12 protein-coding genes are annotated in these 16,618 nt (G+C 70.1%); 5 read left to right on the top strand and 7 right to left on the bottom strand.

Going from position 1 to position 16,618, the window contains the following annotated elements; translation table 11 throughout:
• Window positions 1-22 precede the first annotated feature (22 nt).
• Complete coding sequence (gene dnaE, locus PV419_RS42435; protein ID WP_319698236.1) at window positions 23-3,571, bottom strand: DNA polymerase III subunit alpha; 3,549 nt, start codon at window positions 3,569-3,571, stop codon at window positions 23-25.
• A 205-nt stretch (window positions 3,572-3,776) separates the two neighbouring features.
• On the opposite strand from dnaE, the gene PV419_RS42430 reads away from it, so the two are divergent.
• From PV419_RS42430 to PV419_RS42420, 3 genes are all read left to right on the top strand, one after another.
• Window positions 3,777-5,102, top strand: coding sequence for a DUF2252 domain-containing protein (locus PV419_RS42430; protein WP_319698235.1), 1,326 nt, complete (start codon window positions 3,777-3,779; stop codon window positions 5,100-5,102).
• Between the two features lie 104 nt (window positions 5,103-5,206).
• A complete protein-coding gene (locus tag PV419_RS42425) occupies window positions 5,207-5,887 on the top strand; it encodes a hypothetical protein (protein WP_319698234.1) in 681 nt (226 codons plus the stop codon).
• 65 nt (window positions 5,888-5,952) lie between these two features.
• Window positions 5,953-6,795 carry a thioredoxin domain-containing protein gene (locus tag PV419_RS42420; RefSeq protein WP_319698233.1) on the top strand — a complete coding sequence of 281 codons (843 nt, stop codon included), beginning with the start codon at window positions 5,953-5,955 and terminating at the stop codon, window positions 6,793-6,795.
• Between the two features lie 22 nt (window positions 6,796-6,817).
• On the opposite strand, the gene PV419_RS42415 is transcribed toward PV419_RS42420, so the two are convergent.
• Complete coding sequence (locus PV419_RS42415) at window positions 6,818-7,408, bottom strand: dienelactone hydrolase family protein (RefSeq protein ID WP_319698231.1); 591 nt, start codon at window positions 7,406-7,408, stop codon at window positions 6,818-6,820.
• Between the two features lie 44 nt (window positions 7,409-7,452).
• Between PV419_RS42415 and PV419_RS42410 the strand changes: the two genes are divergently transcribed.
• Window positions 7,453-8,574 (top strand): mechanosensitive ion channel family protein, encoded by a 1,122-nt coding sequence (locus PV419_RS42410; protein WP_319698230.1) that lies wholly within the window; start codon window positions 7,453-7,455, stop codon window positions 8,572-8,574.
• Here PV419_RS42410 and PV419_RS42405 read toward each other — a convergent pair.
• From PV419_RS42405 to PV419_RS42390, 4 genes are all read right to left on the bottom strand, one after another.
• On the bottom strand, window positions 8,571-9,041 hold the full coding sequence (locus PV419_RS42405) for a GNAT family N-acetyltransferase (RefSeq protein ID WP_319698228.1): 471 nt from the start codon (window positions 9,039-9,041) through the stop codon (window positions 8,571-8,573). The genes PV419_RS42410 and PV419_RS42405 overlap by 4 nt on opposite strands.
• Window positions 9,038-9,979 (bottom strand): RluA family pseudouridine synthase, encoded by a 942-nt coding sequence (locus tag PV419_RS42400; RefSeq protein WP_319698226.1) that lies wholly within the window; start codon window positions 9,977-9,979, stop codon window positions 9,038-9,040. The genes PV419_RS42405 and PV419_RS42400 overlap by 4 nt, the downstream gene beginning before the upstream one ends.
• Window positions 9,980-10,061: 82 nt before the next feature.
• Window positions 10,062-10,640 (bottom strand): signal peptidase II, encoded by a 579-nt coding sequence (gene lspA / locus PV419_RS42395; protein WP_319698224.1) that lies wholly within the window; start codon window positions 10,638-10,640, stop codon window positions 10,062-10,064.
• Window positions 10,641-10,714: 74 nt separating this feature from the next.
• Window positions 10,715-11,479, bottom strand: a complete 765-nt coding sequence (locus tag PV419_RS42390) for a TraR/DksA family transcriptional regulator (protein WP_319698223.1) — start codon at window positions 11,477-11,479, stop codon at window positions 10,715-10,717.
• 593 nt (window positions 11,480-12,072) lie between these two features.
• Here PV419_RS42390 and ileS point away from each other — a divergent pair.
• The gene (gene ileS / locus PV419_RS42385) at window positions 12,073-15,210 is read left to right on the top strand and encodes an isoleucine--tRNA ligase (RefSeq protein ID WP_319698222.1); all 3,138 of its coding nucleotides are present in this window, start codon (window positions 12,073-12,075) and stop codon (window positions 15,208-15,210) included.
• A 205-nt stretch (window positions 15,211-15,415) separates the two neighbouring features.
• Here the strand turns inward: ileS and PV419_RS42380 are convergent, their stop codons facing one another.
• Entirely contained in the window at window positions 15,416-16,594 is a 1,179-nt protein-coding gene (locus tag PV419_RS42380) for a DivIVA domain-containing protein (RefSeq protein WP_319698220.1), read from the bottom strand.
• Window positions 16,595-16,618 lie beyond the last annotated feature (24 nt).

The following is a 16,618-nucleotide window of genomic DNA, read 5'->3' as shown; positions in this document are numbered from 1 at the left end:
CCCTCTCATGAGCGGTGGTCCGTCAGCCCGCCAGGCAGGCCGGCCCCAGCAGCACCTTGAGGTCACCGAACAGCGCGGGGTCGGCGGTGACCCGGTGCCGGTCGAGCCGGAGCACGGTGGTCTTCCGCGCCCCCTGGAGCTTGATCCGCACCTCGGTGGAGCCCCGGTGATGGGTGAGCACCTCGCCGAGCTTCTCGACCAGGGGCGGGGTGACCTTCACCGTGGGGATGGTGATCGTCACGGGCGCGTTGGCCCCGGCCTCGGACAGGTCGGGGACCATGAGCTCCATGGCGACGAGCCGCGGTACGTCCTCGCGCTTGTCGAGCCGTCCCTTGACGAACACGACGGCGTCCTCGACGAGCTGGGTGGAGACCAGCTGGTAGGTGGCGGGGAAGAACATGCAGTCGATGGAGCCCGCGAGGTCCTCGACGGTGGCAATGGCCCAGGCGTTGCCCTGCTTGGTCATCTTGCGCTGCAGGCCGGAGATGATGCCGCCGATGGTGACGATGGCGCCGTCGGCGTGCTCACCGCCGGTGAGCTGGGCGATGGCGGCGTCGGCCTTGTCGTTGAGGATGTGCTCGATGCCGAAGAGCGGGTGGTCGGAGACGTACAGGCCGAGCATCTCGCGCTCCTGGGCGAGCAGATACGCCTTGTCCCACTCGATGTCGGAGAACTCGACGTCGAGCCCGAAGCCCGGCCCGTCGCCGCCGCCGCCGTCGTCGCCGCCCATGCCGCCGAAGAGGTCGAACTGGCCCTCGGCCTCCTTGCGCTTCACCGCGACCACGTTGTCGATCATGATCTCGTAGTGGGCCGTGAGCCCCTTGCGGGTGTGGCCCATCTCGTCGAAGGCCCCGGCCTTGATCAGCGATTCGGTGGTCCGCTTGTTGCAGACGACGGCCTCGACCTTGTCCAGGTAGTCGGGGAAGGAGGTGTACTTCCCCTTCGACTTGCGGCCGCGAATGATCGCTTCGACGACGTTGGCGCCGACGTTTCGGACCGCGGTGAGACCGAAGAGGATCACATCGTCGCCCTGGGCGGTGAAGTTCGCCTCGGACTCATTGACGTTCGGCGTGAGCACCTTGATACCCATGCGGCGGCACTCGTTGAGGTAGATCGCCGACTTGTCCTTGTCGTCGCGCACCGAGGTGAGCAGCGCCGCCATGTACTCGGCGGGGTAGTTGGCCTTCAGATACGCGGTCCAGTAGGTGACCAGGCCGTACGCGGAGGAGTGGGCCTTGTTGAAGGCGTAGCCGGCGAAGGGGACCAGCACGTCCCACACCGCCTGGATGGCCTCGTCGGAGTAGCCGCGCTCGCGGCAGCCCTTCTGGAAGGGCACGAACTCCTTGTCGAGGACCTCCTTCTTCTTCTTACCCATCGCGCGGCGCAGCAGGTCGGCCTGGCCGAGGGAGTAGCCGGCGAGCACCTGGGCGGCCTTCTGCACCTGCTCCTGGTAGACGACCAGGCCGTAGGTGATGCCGAGGACCTCCTTGAGCGGCTCCTCCAGCTCCGGGTGGATCGGGGTGATCTCCTGCTGGCCGTTCTTCCGCAGCGCGTAGTTGATGTGCGAGTTCATGCCCATGGGGCCCGGCCGGTAGAGAGCCGAGACGGCGGAGATGTCCTCGAAGTTGTCGGGCTTCATCATGCGCAGCAGGGAGCGCATCGGGCCGCCGTCGAACTGGAAGACGCCGAGCGTGTCACCGCGGCACAGCAGCTCATAGGTTTTGGGGTCGTCCAGCGGCAGCTCCAGCAGCTTGAGGTCGACGCCCTTGTTGGCGCGCACCATCTTGACCGCGTCGTCCATGATGGTGAGGTTGCGCAGGCCGAGGAAGTCCATCTTCAGCAGGCCGAGCGACTCACAGGTGGGGTAGTCCCACTGGGTCACGACCTGGCCGTCGTTCTTCGGCGAGAAGACCGGCACATGCTCGGTCACGGTCTCGCTGGACATGATCACGCCCGCGGCGTGCACACCCATCTGCCGTACCAGGCCCTCGATACCGCGGGCGGTGTCGATGACCTTCTTCACATCCGGCTCGTTCTCGTACATCCCGCGCACCTCGGCCGCCTCGCTGTAGCGGGGGTGCTTCTCGTCGGTGATGCCGGACAGCGGAATGCCCTTGCCGAGCACATCGGCGGGCATGGCCTTGGTGATCCGGTCGCCCATCGCGTACGGATAACCGAGCACCCGGGCCGAGTCCTTGATCGCGTTCTTGGCCTTGATGGTGCCGTACGTGCCGATCTGGGCGACCTTGTCGGCGCCGTACTTCTCGGTGACGTACCGGATCACCTCACCGCGCCTGCGCTCGTCGAAGTCGATGTCGACATCGGGCATGGACACGCGCTCGGGGTTGAGGAACCGCTCGAAGATCAGACCGTGGTCGATCGGGTCGAGGTCGGTGATGCCCATCGCGTACGCGACGATCGAACCGGCCGCGGAGCCACGGCCGGGGCCGACCGCGATGCCGTTGTTCTTCGCCCACATGATGAAGTCGGCGACCACGAGGAAGTAGCCCGGGAACCCCATCTGGATGATGACGTCCATCTCGTACTCGGCCTGCTTCTGGCGGTCCTCCGGCACCCCGGCCGGATACCGCCGCTCCATGCCGCGCCGGACCTCCTCCTGGAACCAGGAGACCTCCGTGAAGCCCTCGGGCACGTCGAAGCGCGGCATCAGGTCGCGCTTGTCGAACCACCCGGTGGCGTCGATCTGCTCGGCGACCAGCAGGGTGTTCCGGCACCCCTCCTGCCAGGCGTCGGAGGAGTCGATGGCGTACATCTCGTCCGTCGACTTCAGGTAGTAGCCGGAGCCGTCGAAGCGGAAGCGGTCGGGGTCGGAGAGGTTCTTGCCGGTCTGGACGCACAGCAGCGCGTCGTGGGCCGCGGACTCGCGGGAGTAGGTGTAGTGCGAGTCATTGGTGACCAGCGGGGGGATGCCCAGCTTCTTGCCGATCTCCAGCAGGCCGTCGCGGACCCGGTGCTCGATCTCGATGCCGTGGTCCATCAGCTCGAGGAAGTACCGGTCCTTGCCGAAGATGTCCTGGTACTCGGAGGCGGCCTTGAGGGCCTCGTCGAACTGACCGAGCCGCAGCCGGGTCTGCAGCTCGCCGGACGGACAGCCCGTGGAGGCGATCAGGCCCTCCGACCACTGGGCGATGGTCTCCTTGTCCATCCGGGGCCACTTGACGAAGTAGCCCTCCATATAGGCGTCCGAGGAGAGCCGGAAGAGGTTGTGCAGACCGGCCTTGTTGGAGGCCCAGATCGTCTTGTGGGTGTAACCACCGGAGCCGGAGACGTCGTCCCGCTTCTGGTGCGGCTGGCCCCACTGGACTCGTCGTTTGTAGCGCCGCGACTCGGGGGCGACATACGCCTCGATCCCGATGATCGGTGTGATACCCGCGCCGGTCGCCTGCTGGTAGAAGTCGTACGCCCCGTGGAGGTTGCCATGGTCGGTCATGGCGATATGCGTCATGCCCATTTCCTGGCAGGCGTTGAACATGTCCTTGAGCCGCGCCGCACCGTCCAGCAGCGAGTACTGGGTGTGGACATGCAGGTGCGTGAAGGGCGGCTTGGTCACGGTGGCAGACCTCCGGCGAACGGTCGGTGAACGAGGGCGATGAAGGGTGTGGAACAGGTCCGAAGGTTACCCCTCCGGACTGACAGCGGGCGGGCACCCACGAGTAGCCTCAGGCGTTGGGACGAACGGAACGGTCCGTCCCGTTCGCGATCTTTGTCATGCTCTTCTACACGTTCTTTTTCCACGCACCAGGAGGCGCCCCGCGATGCCGACCCAGCAGACCCAGGCGGAACAGCGCGGCGAGCATATCCTCGCCGTCTTCGACACCGCCTTCGGCGAGCTGCTCGCCGCCGACCCGGCCGCCTTCCGCGTCAAGTTCCGCAAAATGGCCGCCTCGGCCTTCGCGTTCTACCGCGGCACGGCCTGCCTGTTCTACGCCGATGTGGAGCAGGAGCGCGACGGCGGCCCCTACCTGGACGAGCGCACGGGCCGGGTGTGGATCCACGGTGACCTCCACGCCGAGAACTTCGGCACCTACATGGACGCCAACGGCCGCCTGATCTTCAACGTCAACGACTTCGACGAGGCGTATGTCGGCCCCTTCACCTGGGACCTCAAGCGCTTCGCGGCCTCCGTCGCGCTGATCGGCTACACCAAGGCGCTCAGCGACGAGAAGATCAGCGAGCTGGTCCGCATCTACGCCGCCGCCTACCGCGAGCGCATCCACGCCCTGGCCACCGGCGCCAAGAACGACGAGGTGCCGCCCTTCACCCTGGAGACCGCCGAGGGCCCGCTGCTGGACGCGCTGCGTGACGCCCGCTCGCTGACCCGCTTCGGGCTGCTCGACTCGATGACCACGATCCGCGACTTCGAGCGGCGCTTCGCCTCCGGCGGCGGCTCGGTCGAGCTGGACGCGGCGACCCGTTACAAGGTCCTGGCCGCCTTCGACGGCTATCTGGAGACGCTCCCCGAGTCCAGTCTCGCGCGGCCGGACTCCTACCGCGTCAAGGACGTCGTCGGCCGCCGCGGCATCGGCATCGGCAGCGCCGGGCTGCCCTCGTACAACATCCTTTTGGAGGGCAACAGCGACGCCCTCGAGAACGATGTGGTGATCTACATGAAGCAGGCGCAGACCCCGGCGGTCTCCCGGCATGTCACGGACGATCGGGTGCGCTCGTACTTCCACCACGAGGGGCACCGCACGGTCATCTCCCAGCGCGCCCTGCAGGCGCACGCCGATCCGTGGCTGGGCTGGACCGAGCTGGACGGCGCGGGGCAGCTGGTCGCCGAGATCTCGCCGTACGCGGTGGACCTCGACTGGTCCGACATCGACGACCCGGCCGAGATCGCGGCGGTCGTCGCCGACCTGGGGCGGGCCACGGCCACCATGCACGCGGCCGCCGACGACCAGAGCGGCCACTCGCTGGTGCCCTTCTCCACCGAGCGGGCCATCGACGCGGTGATCGCGGCGGACGAGGGCGGCTTCGCGGAGCTGCTGGTGGACTTCGCGCACTCCTACGGGGCGCGGGCCCGGGCGGACCACCAGATCTTCGTGGACCTCTTCCGGAACGGCCGCATTCCCGGGCTGTAAGAGCGGAAGCACGGGCTGTGAGGCACCTGCTCACGGAGCAGGTGCCTTTCCGCTTCATGATCTTGACGCCGCCCCTACAGCCCGTCGTGTGACAATCAGACCTTATGGACGGGACGGGACCGCTGCTGAGGACACTGCGCGCTGCGCTGTTCACAGCGCTGTGCGTCACGCTGTCCTCCGCCGCCCACGTCCTGCTGTCGCGCACGCCGCTGCCGCTGACGACCGTGGCGGCGCTGTCGGCCGTCGTCTTCGTGATCGCGTACGCCCTGGCGGGCCGTGAGCGCGGTTACTGGAGCATCGTCGCGCTCCTGGTCCCCCTGGAGCTGGCCGCCGATACGGTGTTCACCACCGGCCAGAGCGCCTGTTACGGGCCCTCCGGCGGCCCCGTGGCGGGCTCCCTGCGCGCCCTGGGCGTGGACCTCCTGTGTGGCAGCGGCGGGGTCGGCTCCCCGCTGGCCCGGGTCGCCGGCCCGGACGGCGGCGGCGCCCTCACGGCCGCCGTGGGCTCCGCCACCCCCTGGCTGCTGCTCGCCGCGCATATCGCGGTCGGGCTGATCGCCGCGGCCTGGCTGCGGCGCGGCGAGGCCGCCGTGGCCCGGCTGCTGACCTCGCTCGCCGCCTTCGCCTTCCGGCCGCTGCTGCTGGCCGTCGCGGTCATCACCGCGGCCTTCGCGCCCCGAAGCCGCTCCCCGCGGCCGGTGGGACCCCCGAGTCCGGCCCCGGCGCTCCCCCTCCTCGTGCACTCCGTCGTGCGGCGTGGTCCGCCGTGCTCAGCCACTGCCTGAGCACAGCGTTTCCCACCCTTTCGTGCGACTTCGTACGACCTTCACACGACGGAGACCGATCCCCCATGAGCAACCGCAACAGCCACCAGAACAAGCAGGCCGCACGCGAGCGGCTGCGCGCCGAGCGCCAGCGCCTGGCCAAGAAGGAGCGGATGCGCCGCCAGCTGGTCGTCGGCGGCGCGGTCGTCGCCATCCTCGCGATAGCGGGCGGCATAGGCTACGGCGTCACCCAGCTGAACGGCGGCGACAACGCCAGCAAGAAGTGGAAGGCCGCCGCCGAGAAGACGGCCCTGGTGAAGCCCGCCCACACCACCGGCCCGCAGGGCACGACCGTGGTCATCGGCGACAAGAACGCCAAGAACACCCTGCATGTCTACGAGGACATGCGCTGCCCGATCTGCGCGGAGTTCGAGCAGTACACGGGCACGACCGTGGCGAAGGACATCAAGGACGGCACCTTCAAGGCGCAGTACACGATGGGCACCTTCCTGGACGACAAGGTAAACATCATCGGGGCCGGTTCGAAGAACGCCCTGAGCGCGCTGGGCGCGGCCCTCAACGTCAGCCCGGACGCCTTCCTGGAGTACAAGTCCGCGCTCTACTCGGCCAAGAACCACCCCGAGGAGACCGACGACGCCTTCGCCGACGACCAGAAGCTGATCGCCATCGCCCAGCAGGTCAAGGAGCTCAAGGGCAACAAGACCTTCGAGAAGGCCGTGACGAACGGCACCTACGACCGGTGGGCGCTGGCCATGTCGAAGACGTTCAACGACACCAAGGACGTGACCGGCACCCCGACGATCAAGCTGAACGGCAAGATCATGACGGTGAACGTCCAGGGGAAGGACCAGCCCCCGCTCACCCCGGACCAGTTCACCCCGCTGATCCAGCAGAACCTCAAGAAGTAGGACGGCCCGGCGCGCTGAGCGGCTACCGCTCCTCCGCCACCTCCGCGAGGAAGCCGAGCGCCACCTTCCAGGTGGCCTCGGCCGCCTCCTCGTCGTAGTCCGGCAGGTCCGGGTCGGTGAACAGGTGCCCGGCCCCCGGGTAGCGGTAGATCTCCACGTCCGCCCCGGCCCGGCCCATCCGCAGATACCACGCGTTCAGCCAGTCGTGCGGCTCGAAGGGATCCGGGTCCGCGACATGCAGCTGTACCGGCAGGCCGTCCGCCGCCGCGTCCTCGGCGATGTCCGAGGTGCCGTGCAGAAGCAGCAGCCCGCGCGCCTTGTCGTCGCCCAGCGCGAGGTTCTGGGCGATCGACCCGCCGAGCGAGAACCCCGCGTACACCACGCCGCGGTCCGACACCGGCGCGGCGGCCGCCACGGCCCGCCGCAGCAGCTCCTCCTTGCCGATCTCCTCCTTGAGGGCCATGCCGTCCTCGGCGCCGTCGGCCGTCCGCCCCTCGAACAGATCGGGTACGTGCACCTCGTGCCCGGCGGCGCGCAGCCGGTCGGCGGCGGCGTGCACGGCGGGCCGCAGCCCGTACATCGAATGGAGGAGCAGGATCGGGGAACGGGTCACTTCGTCACTTCCTTGTCGCGAGCGAAGGATCAGGATAGGTGTCCATGGAGGAGGTACTGCGTCCGCTCGTCGTCATCGGCGGCTCGCTCATCATCACGCTGTTCATCGGCTGGGCGGTCGACCGGCTGCTGCGGCGCACCGACGCCCGCCACGCGGAGACGCCGCTGTGGGGCCTGCTGCGCCGCTGTCGGTTTCCGCTTCAGGTGACGGTGTGCTCGGCGCTGCTGCGCGGCTCGTACGACAAGACGCACGCCCGGGTGGTCCGGGAGCACGCGTCGGGCATCGCGCAGCTTCTCGCGCTGGTGCTGATCGCGGCCACGGCGTGGCTCGCGATGCGGGTCTCGGCGGCGGTGGTGGAGTCCTCGTACCGCCGCTATGCCGCCAGCGCGCACGACCCGGCGCGGGTGCGCCGGGTGCGCACCCAGGTGACGCTGATCCAGCGGGTGGTGACCGCGATCGTCGGAGTGGTCGCGGCGTCGGCGATGCTGCTGACCTTCCCCGCGATGCGCACGGTGGGCACTTCCATGCTGGCCTCCGCCGGGATCCTGGGCATCGTCGCCGGCGTCGCCGCGCAGTCGACGCTGGGCAACCTCTTCGCCGGGCTGCAGATAGCATTCGGTGACATGGTGCGGATCGGCGACACGGTGGTCGTGGACGGCGAGTGGGGCACGGTCGAGGAGATCACGCTGACCTTTCTGTCGGTGCGGACCTGGGACGAGCGCCGGATCACCATGCCGGTGTCGTACTTCACGGCCAAGCCGTTCGAGAACTGGTCGCGCGGTGGCACGCAGAAGACCGGCACGGTCTTCTTCCACCTCGACCACTCGGCGCCGGTCGCGGCGATGCGGGTGAGGCTGGGCGAGATCGTGCGGAAGTCCCCGGCCTGGGACGGCCGGGACTGGAGCCTCGCGGTCACGGACACCACGCCGTCCACGATGGTGGTGCGGGCGCTGGTCACGGCGCGGGACGCGGACGACGCGTGGAACGTGCGCTGTGAGGTGCGGGAGCAGATGATCGCGTGGCTGCGGGAGCAGCACCCGTACGCGCTGCCGCGCATCACCACGGCGACCATCCAGCCGCCGCGGAGCGCGGCCGAGTCCGAGGACCGCCTCACCCGCTTCGACGGGGACCTCCACAAGGACGGTACGGGCCCGCGCCGAAGCTAGAGCGCCCTGCGCATGGCGCGGTGCGGGATACCGCTGCCCTCGTCGAACTCGGGGCCGTACGCCGCGTAGCCAAGGCGCTCGTAGAAGCCGAGGGCGTGGGTCTGGGCCTCCAGGTAGACCTCGGCGAGACCGCGCCGCAGCGCCTCCGCCTCGACGGCGCGGACGAGCTCCGCGCCGAGCCCGGTGCCGCGAGTGGCGGGCAGGACGGCGAGCCGGCCGAGGACCGCGGTCGTGGCGCCGTCCACGCCCGCGTGGCCGTACTTCTTGTCCGCGGCCGCGCCGTGGAGGAAGCGGACGGTGCCCGCCGGGCCCTCGGGGCCGGTGGCGAGGAGGTGGACGGCGTGCGCGTCGTACTCGTCCATCTCCTCCGACTCGGGGATCCGCTGCTCGACGACGAAGACCTCGCGGCGGACCTCGCGGCAGGCTTCGAGTGCGTCAGGGCCCACGACCTCGATCCGGTGCGTCACGCGCTGTCCGCCCGCACGGTGTCCAGGGCCTTCTGCAGGTCGTCCGGGTAGGGACTCTCGAACTCCACCCAGCCGTCGCCCCCCGGGTGCTCGAAGCCCAGGCGCACGGCGTGCAGCCACTGCCGGGTCAGCCGCAGCCGCTTGGCGAGCGTCGGGTCGGCGCCGTACGTCAGGTCACCGACGCACGGGTGGCGGTGGGCCGCCATGTGGACGCGGATCTGGTGGGTGCGGCCCGTCTCCAGTTTGATGTCGAGGAGGCTGGCGGCGCGGAACGCCTCGATGAGGTCGTAGTGGGTGACGCTGGGCTTGCCCTCGGCGGTCACGGCCCACTTGTAGTCGTGCTGCGGATGGCGGCCGATCGGCGCGTCGATCGTGCCGCTGAGCGGGTCGGGGTGGCCCTGGACGAGGGCCTGGTAGCGCTTGTCGACCGTGCGCTCCCGGAACTGCTGCTTGAGCAGGGTGTAGGCCAGCTCGGACTTGGCGACGACCATGAGGCCGGAGGTGCCGACATCCAGGCGGTGGACGATCCCCTGCCGCTCGGCGGCACCGGAGGTCGAGACGCGGAAGCCCGCGGCGGCCAGGCCGCCGATGACGGTGGGTCCGGTCCAGCCGGGGCTGGGGTGAGCGGCGACCCCGACCGGCTTGTCGACCACCACGACGTGTTCGTCGTCGTGCACGATCTCCATGCCCTCGACGGGCTCGGCGACGACCCGTACGGGCGGCGCGGCCTGCGGCATCTCCACCTCGAGCCAGGCGCCGCCGGAGACCCGGTCGGACTTGCCCGCGACGCTGCCGTCGACCTGCACCTTGCCCGCGGCGGCCAGCTCCGCCGCCTTGGTCCGAGAAAAGCCGAACATGCGTGCGATCGCGGCGTCGACGCGCTCGCCTTCGAGGCCGTCGGGTACGGGCAGCGTGCGGATCTCGGGAATCGTACTCACCCGTCGAGTATGCCGGACCGCACACCCCGGTTCGTACGCCAGTCCTCGGGCCCCGGGCCCGGACTCGGCCCTTGCGGGCGGCTCAGTCCTTGTGGACGGTGCCGTCCGGGTCCACGCCGCGGAAGGAGAGGATGACGATCAGGAAGCCGCCGCAGACGATCGCCGAGTCGGCGAGGTTGAAGACCGCGAAGTGGGCGGGCGCGATGAAGTCGACCACCGCGCCCTGCAGCCCGCCGGGCGCGCGGAAGATCCGGTCGGTGAGGTTGCCGAAGGCACCGCCCAGCAGCAGCCCGAGCGCCATGGCCCAGGGCAGGCTGTAGAGCTTGCGGGCCAGCCGGGCGATCACCACGATGACGCTGGTCGCGATCACCGTGAAGACGATGGTGTAGGCCTCACCGAAGCCGAAGGCCGCGCCGCGGTTGCGGATCACCTCGAACTGGAGCCAGGTGCCGATCACCTCGATCGCGTCATGGTGCTCCAGCTTGGCGACCACGAGCAGCTTGCTGCCCAGGTCAAGGAGGTAGGCGAACGCGGCGACGGCGAGCAGCACCCCGATGCGCCGCCGCCCGCGCCCGGCCTCCGCGCCGTCGGCACCCGCGACGGCGCCTTCCTCGGCCTTCCCCGCTTCTGGCGTACCGATGGCCTGCTCCGCCTCTGTCACGTAAGTCCCTCAAACATCGTCCGGGCCAGTCTCCCCCTGGCTGAGGACGAGAGTACGGCACTCCCGACGGGCGGTCAGCGCCGCTCCTGCCGCTGTTTGCACTCCACGCAGAGAGTGGCCCTGGGGAACGCCTGCATCCGGGCCTTGCCGATGGGATTGCCGCAGCTCTCGCACAGCCCGTACGTGCCGGCGTCCAGCCCCTCCAGGGCGCGCTCGGTCTGCAGCAGCATCTCGCGGGCGTTGCCGGCCAGGGCCAGCTCGTGCTCGCGCGTGATGTTCTTGGTGCCGGTGTCGGCCTGGTCGTCGCCGGCGCCGTCCCCGGAATCCCGCATCAGCCCGCTGATCGCCTCCTCGGAGGCGAGGATCTCGGTGCGCAGCCGGCCGGCCTCGGTCAGCAGCTCGGCGCGCGCCTCGGCCACCTCCTCCGCCGACCAGGGCTCCTCACCCGGGCGTACGGCCAGGTCACCGGGGGCCACGGGGCCGACGCCGACGCGGGCCTTGGGAACGGCGCCCGGCGCTTCGGAGGCCTGCTTCGCGGTCGGGGCTCCACTCGAAGTCTTCTTCGCAACCACTTTCCTGGCTCCCGTCTTCTTCGCGGGCACCGCCTGCTCGGCCGGTGCGGCCTTCTTGGTGGTCTTCTTGGCAGTGGTCTTCGTGGCGTCGGCCTTCTTGGCCGTGACCTTCTTGGCCGCGGCCTTCTTCGCCACCACGCTCTTCGCGGCCTTCCCGGCCGCCATGGCGGGCGCTGCCGCCTTCTTCCCGGAAGCGCTCTCCTTGGCGGTCGTGGCCTTCGTCGCCTTCGCCGTGCTCTTCTTCACGGCGGTCTTCCTAGCCACCATGGCCGCGGCCCCTTCACATATTGTGATCTTGCACGCGAATCGTTCCGGAACGATAAATCGACTCCAGGCACGCGGCAACGGGGCACGCCGCCCGATTCGCCCGGCTTGACCGCGGGACAACCCGGTCTCAATCGGTTGTGCCCCACCGCCCGCCCGGTAATCCGGCCACGAACGCCTACCGGGTGGTGACGCCCCGGCCGGGTGGACTCCGGCACTCTGCGTATCGCCATTCGGGTCAGCGCCCCGGCGGCCCGTACCTCACTCGGCGCAGCCGGAAAACCGGTCGGCCGGGCGGCGCCCGGACCCGTACACTGGGCGAAGCGAAAGGCGTGGAAGGGGACGAGTAGCGTCGTACGCAGCCATGAGCGACCCGGGGACGGTGCGAGCCCGGGGGCGAGCGCGATGTGAAGGATCACCCCGGAGCTGCCGGAAGAACCCCCGCTCAGGGCCAGTAGAACCGGCGTCGCGACCCCAATGAGGGGGCCAGGAGCTCAAAGCCGCTCCCGGCCAAGGAGGGTGGTACCGCGGGAGCGCGAGCTCTCGTCCCTCCGACGGAACGCAGACGAGCACGTGTCCGCCGGAGGAAGAATCCGATGACGCAGTACCGCCAGGTGCCCGCCCAGGTCGACCTGCCCGCCCTTGAGCACGCCGTGCTCGACTTCTGGCGGGAGAACAAGATCTTCGCCCGGAGCCTCGAGCAGTCCGCGGGGCGGCCCGAGTGGGTCGTCTACGAGGGCCCGCCGACCGCCAACGGCATGCCGGGTGCCCACCACATCGAGGCCCGCGTCTTCAAGGACGTCTTCCCGCGCTTCCGCACCATGCGCGGCTACCACGTCGAGCGCAAGGCGGGCTGGGACTGCCACGGCCTGCCGGTCGAGCTGGCCGTCGAGAAGGAGCTCGGCTTCAGCGGCAAGCAGGACATCGAGGCGTACGGCATCGCCGAGTTCAACGCCAAGTGCCGCGAGTCGGTCGGCCGGCACATCGACGCCTTCGCCGAGCTCACCACGCGCATGGGGTTCTGGACCGACCTCGACGGCGCGTACTGGACCATGAACCCCGAGTACGTCGAGTCGGTGTGGTGGTCGCTCAAGGAGATCTTCAACAAGGGGCTGCTGGTCCAGGACCACCGGGTCGCCCCCTGGTGCCCGCGCTGCGGCACCGGCCTGTCCGACCACGAGCTGGCGCAGGGCTACGAGACGGTCGTCGACCCGTCGGTCTTCGTCCGCTTCCCGCTCACCTCGGGCCCGCTGGCGGGCGAGGCGGCGCTGCTGGTGTGGACGACCACGCCGTGGACCCTGGTGTCCAACATGGCCGTCGCCGCACACCCCGACGTCCGCTATGTGGTCGCCACCGACGGCCAGGAGAAGCTGGTCGTCGCCGAGCCGCTGCTGGAGAAGGCCCTCGGCGAGGGCTGGACCGCGACCGGGCAGGCCTTCACCGGGGCCGAGATGGAGCGCTGGACCTACCGGCGCCCGTTCTCCCTTGTGGACGTCGACGGCGACGCGCACTTCGTGGTCAACGCCGAGTATGTGACGACCGAGGACGGCACCGGCCTGGTCCACCAGGCCCCCGCGTTCGGCGAGGACGACCTGCGGACCTGCAAGGCGTACGGCCTGCCGTACATCAACCCGGTCCGCTCGGACGGCACCTTCGAGGAGGCCCTGGAGCTGGTCGGCGGCCAGTTCTTCAAGAAGGCCGACGAGGCGCTGACGGCCGACCTGGACGCCCGCGGCCTGCTGTTCCGGCATGTGCCCTACGAGCACAGCTACCCGCACTGCTGGCGCTGCCACACCGCGCTGCTCTACTACGCGCAGCCGTCCTGGTACATCCGCACCACCGCGGTCAAGGACGCGCTGCTGCGCGAGAACGAGCGGACGAACTGGTTCCCCGAGTCGGTCAAGCACGGCCGCTACGGCGACTGGCTGAACAACAACATCGACTGGGCCCTGTCCCGCAACCGCTACTGGGGCACCCCGCTGCCCATCTGGCGCTGCGCCGACAACCACCTCACCTGCGTCGGCTCCCTCACCGAGCTCTCCGAGCTCACCGGCACCGACCAGTCCGGCCTGGACCCGCACCGGCCGTTCATCGACGAGGTGACCTTCACCTGCTCCGCCGAGGGCTGCTCGCTGGAGGCCGTACGGGTCCCCGAGGTCATCGACGCCTGGTACGACTCGGGCTCGATGCCCTTCGCCCAGTGGGGCTACCCGTACCGCAACAAGGAGCTCTTCGAGAAGAAGTACCCGGCGCAGTTCGTCTGCGAGGCCATCGACCAGACCCGCGGCTGGTTCTACACCCTGATGGCAGTCGGCACGCTCGTCTTCGACAAGTCGAGCTATGAGAACGTGGTCTGCCTCGGACACATCCTGGCCGAGGACGGCCGGAAGATGTCCAAGCACCTCGGCAACATCCTGGAGCCGATCCCGCTCATGGAGCAGCACGGCGCGGACGCCGTCCGCTGGTTCATGGCCGCCGGAGGCTCGCCCTGGGCGGCGCGCCGGGTGGGCCACAACACCATCCAGGAGGTCGTCCGCAAGACGCTGCTCACCTACTGGAACACGGTCGCCTTCCAGGCCCTGTACGCCCGCACCTCGGGCTGGGCCCCGAGCGAGGCCGACCCGGCCCCGGCCGACCGGCCGCTGCTCGACCGCTGGCTGCTGGGCGAGCTGGGCACGCTGACCGAGCAGGTGACGCAGGCCCTGGAGGCGTACGACACCCAGCGCACCGGCAAGCTGCTGTCCGGCTTCGTCGACGACCTGTCCAACTGGTACGTCCGCCGCTCCCGCCGCCGCTTCTGGCAGGGCGACGCGGCCGCGCTGCGCACGCTGCACGAGGTGATCGAGACGGTCACCCGGCTGCTGGCCCCGCTCGTCCCCTTCATCACCGAGCGGGTCTGGCAGGACCTGATCGTCCCGGTCACCCCGGACGCCCCGGAGTCGGTGCACCTCACCACGTGGCCCGAGGCCGACAAGGACCTGATCGACCCGGTCCTCTCGACTCAGATGACGCTGGTGCGCCGCCTGGTGGAGCTGGGCCGCGCGACCCGCGCCGAGTCCGGGGTCAAGACCCGTCAGCCACTGTCGCGCGCGCTGGTCGCGGCGTCCGGCTTCGAGTCGCTGTCCGCGGAGCTGCGCACGCAGATCGAGGAGGAGCTGAACGTCTCGTCCCTCGCCTCGCTCAGTGAGGTCGGCGGCTCGCTCGTGGACACCACGGCGAAGGCCAACTTCCGCGCGCTGGGCAAGCGCTTCGGCAAGGGCACCCAGCCGGTCGCCAAGGCGATCGCCGAGGCGGACGCGGCCGCGCTGTCGGTGGCGCTGCGCGAGGGGACGGCGTCGGTGGTGGTTGACGGCGAGACGGTCACGCTGTCCGCGGACGAGGTGATCATCACCGAGACCCCACGCGAGGGGTGGTCGGTCGCCTCCGACGCGGGCGCGACGGTGGCCCTCGACCTGGAGATCACCCCGGAGCTGCGGCGCGCGGGGCTCGCCCGTGACGCGATCCGGCTGATCCAGGAGGCCCGCAAGAACAGCGGCCTGGACGTGGCCGACCGGATCGCGCTGCGCTGGCGCGCGGCGGACCAGGACGTCCGGACGGCGCTGACCGACCACGCGGCGCTGATCGCGGACGAGGTCCTCGCGACGGACTTCGCGTCCGGCGACGGTGACTTCGCCTATGGCGAGGAGTTCTCCGACGAGGCGCTGGGCCTGTCGTTCCGCCTCCGCAAGGCGTAACCGGATTTACGCGGCTCCGCCGCATGGTGGGGGCCGGGCTCCGGCCCCCACCATGAATCCACCGCGGAAGAGCGCAACCACCAGTCCACGAGAGCGGCGCCGGCTGGAAGCGCAAAAACAGCCCGGGCCCCGGGAGCAAGCTCCCGGGGCCCGGCCCTCTGACTGCCGACGTTACGCGCTGCGCGCTATATGCCGCGCCGCCGCGTCAGTTGTCGTCCTCGTCGATGAGGAACCCGCGCATGGGGCTCGGTGCCTGCTGCATCGGCTGCGGGGCCTGCGGGCGCACCGGGGCCATCGGCTGGGTCATCGCGGGGGACATCTGCTGCTGGCCGCCGTAGGACGGCGCTCCGCCGCCCTGGGGGTGGCCGCCCATGGGCTGGTTGCCGCCCATGGTGTGGCCGCCCATCGGGCTCGCGCCTGCCGAGGCCATGGAGCCGGTCATGGACGGGGACGGCGGCAGCGAGGCGGTCGCCGGGGTGCGCGGCGGGGCCAGGGAGTCGTCGGCCTGGTTCTCCAGCTGACGCAGCTGGCTCTCCAGGTACGACTTCAGCCGCGTGCGGTATTCGCGCTCGAAGCCGCGCAGGTCCTCGACCTTGCGCTCCAGCGTGGCGCGGGCCGACTCCAGCGAGCCCATCGCGACGCGGTGCTTCTCCTGCGCGTCCCGCTCCAGCGCGTCGGCCTTGGCGCGGGCGTCCCGCTCCAGACCCTCGGCGCGGCTGCGGGCCTCACCGACGATCTTGTTGGCCTCGGAACGGGCCTCGGCGATCGCCTGGTCGGCGGTCTGCTGTGCGAGCGAGAGCACGCGCGCGGCGCTGTCGCCGCCCGGGCCCTGGCCCGGCTGCGGCAGCTGCGGGCCGCCGGGGCCGCCCATCGGACCGCCCATGGGGCCACCGGGGCCCATCGGGCCGCCCTGACCCATGGGGCCGTTCTGTCCCATGGGGCCGTTCTGTCCCATGGGGCCGTTCTGTCCCATCGGGCCGCCCTGCCCCATCGGGCCGGGGCCGCCCTGACCCATCGGACCCGGTCCGCCCTGACCCATCGGGCCTGCCGGCAGCTGCGGGGCACCGCCCGGAAGTTGGGGCGGGCCACCCATCTGCTGCTGGCCGGGCGGCACGGGCTGCGGTCCGGATATGGCGGCGGGCACGGGGGCGCCGGGTCGCTCTTGCTGTTCCGGCGGTTTACGCATGTTCTGCTGCTGACTCTGCGCGGCGGCCCGGGTCGCGGCGGCCAGCTTGGCGCGCAGATCCTCGTTCTCCCGCAGCAGCCGGGTCAGTTCGGCTTCGACCTCGTCGAGGAAGGCATCGACCTCGTCCTCGTCATAGCCTTCTCGGAGGCGGACGGTCGTGAACTGCTTGTTCCGCACGTCCTCGGGGGTCAACGGCATCTCTAACTCACCTCAACGTAGTCG

It is taken from the genome of Streptomyces sp. ME19-01-6 (assembly GCF_033793745.1).
Lineage (GTDB): Bacteria > Actinomycetota > Actinomycetes > Streptomycetales > Streptomycetaceae > Streptomyces.
The sequence above is the reverse complement of the archived record's forward strand: the minus strand, read 5'-3'. Positions and strand labels throughout refer to the sequence as shown.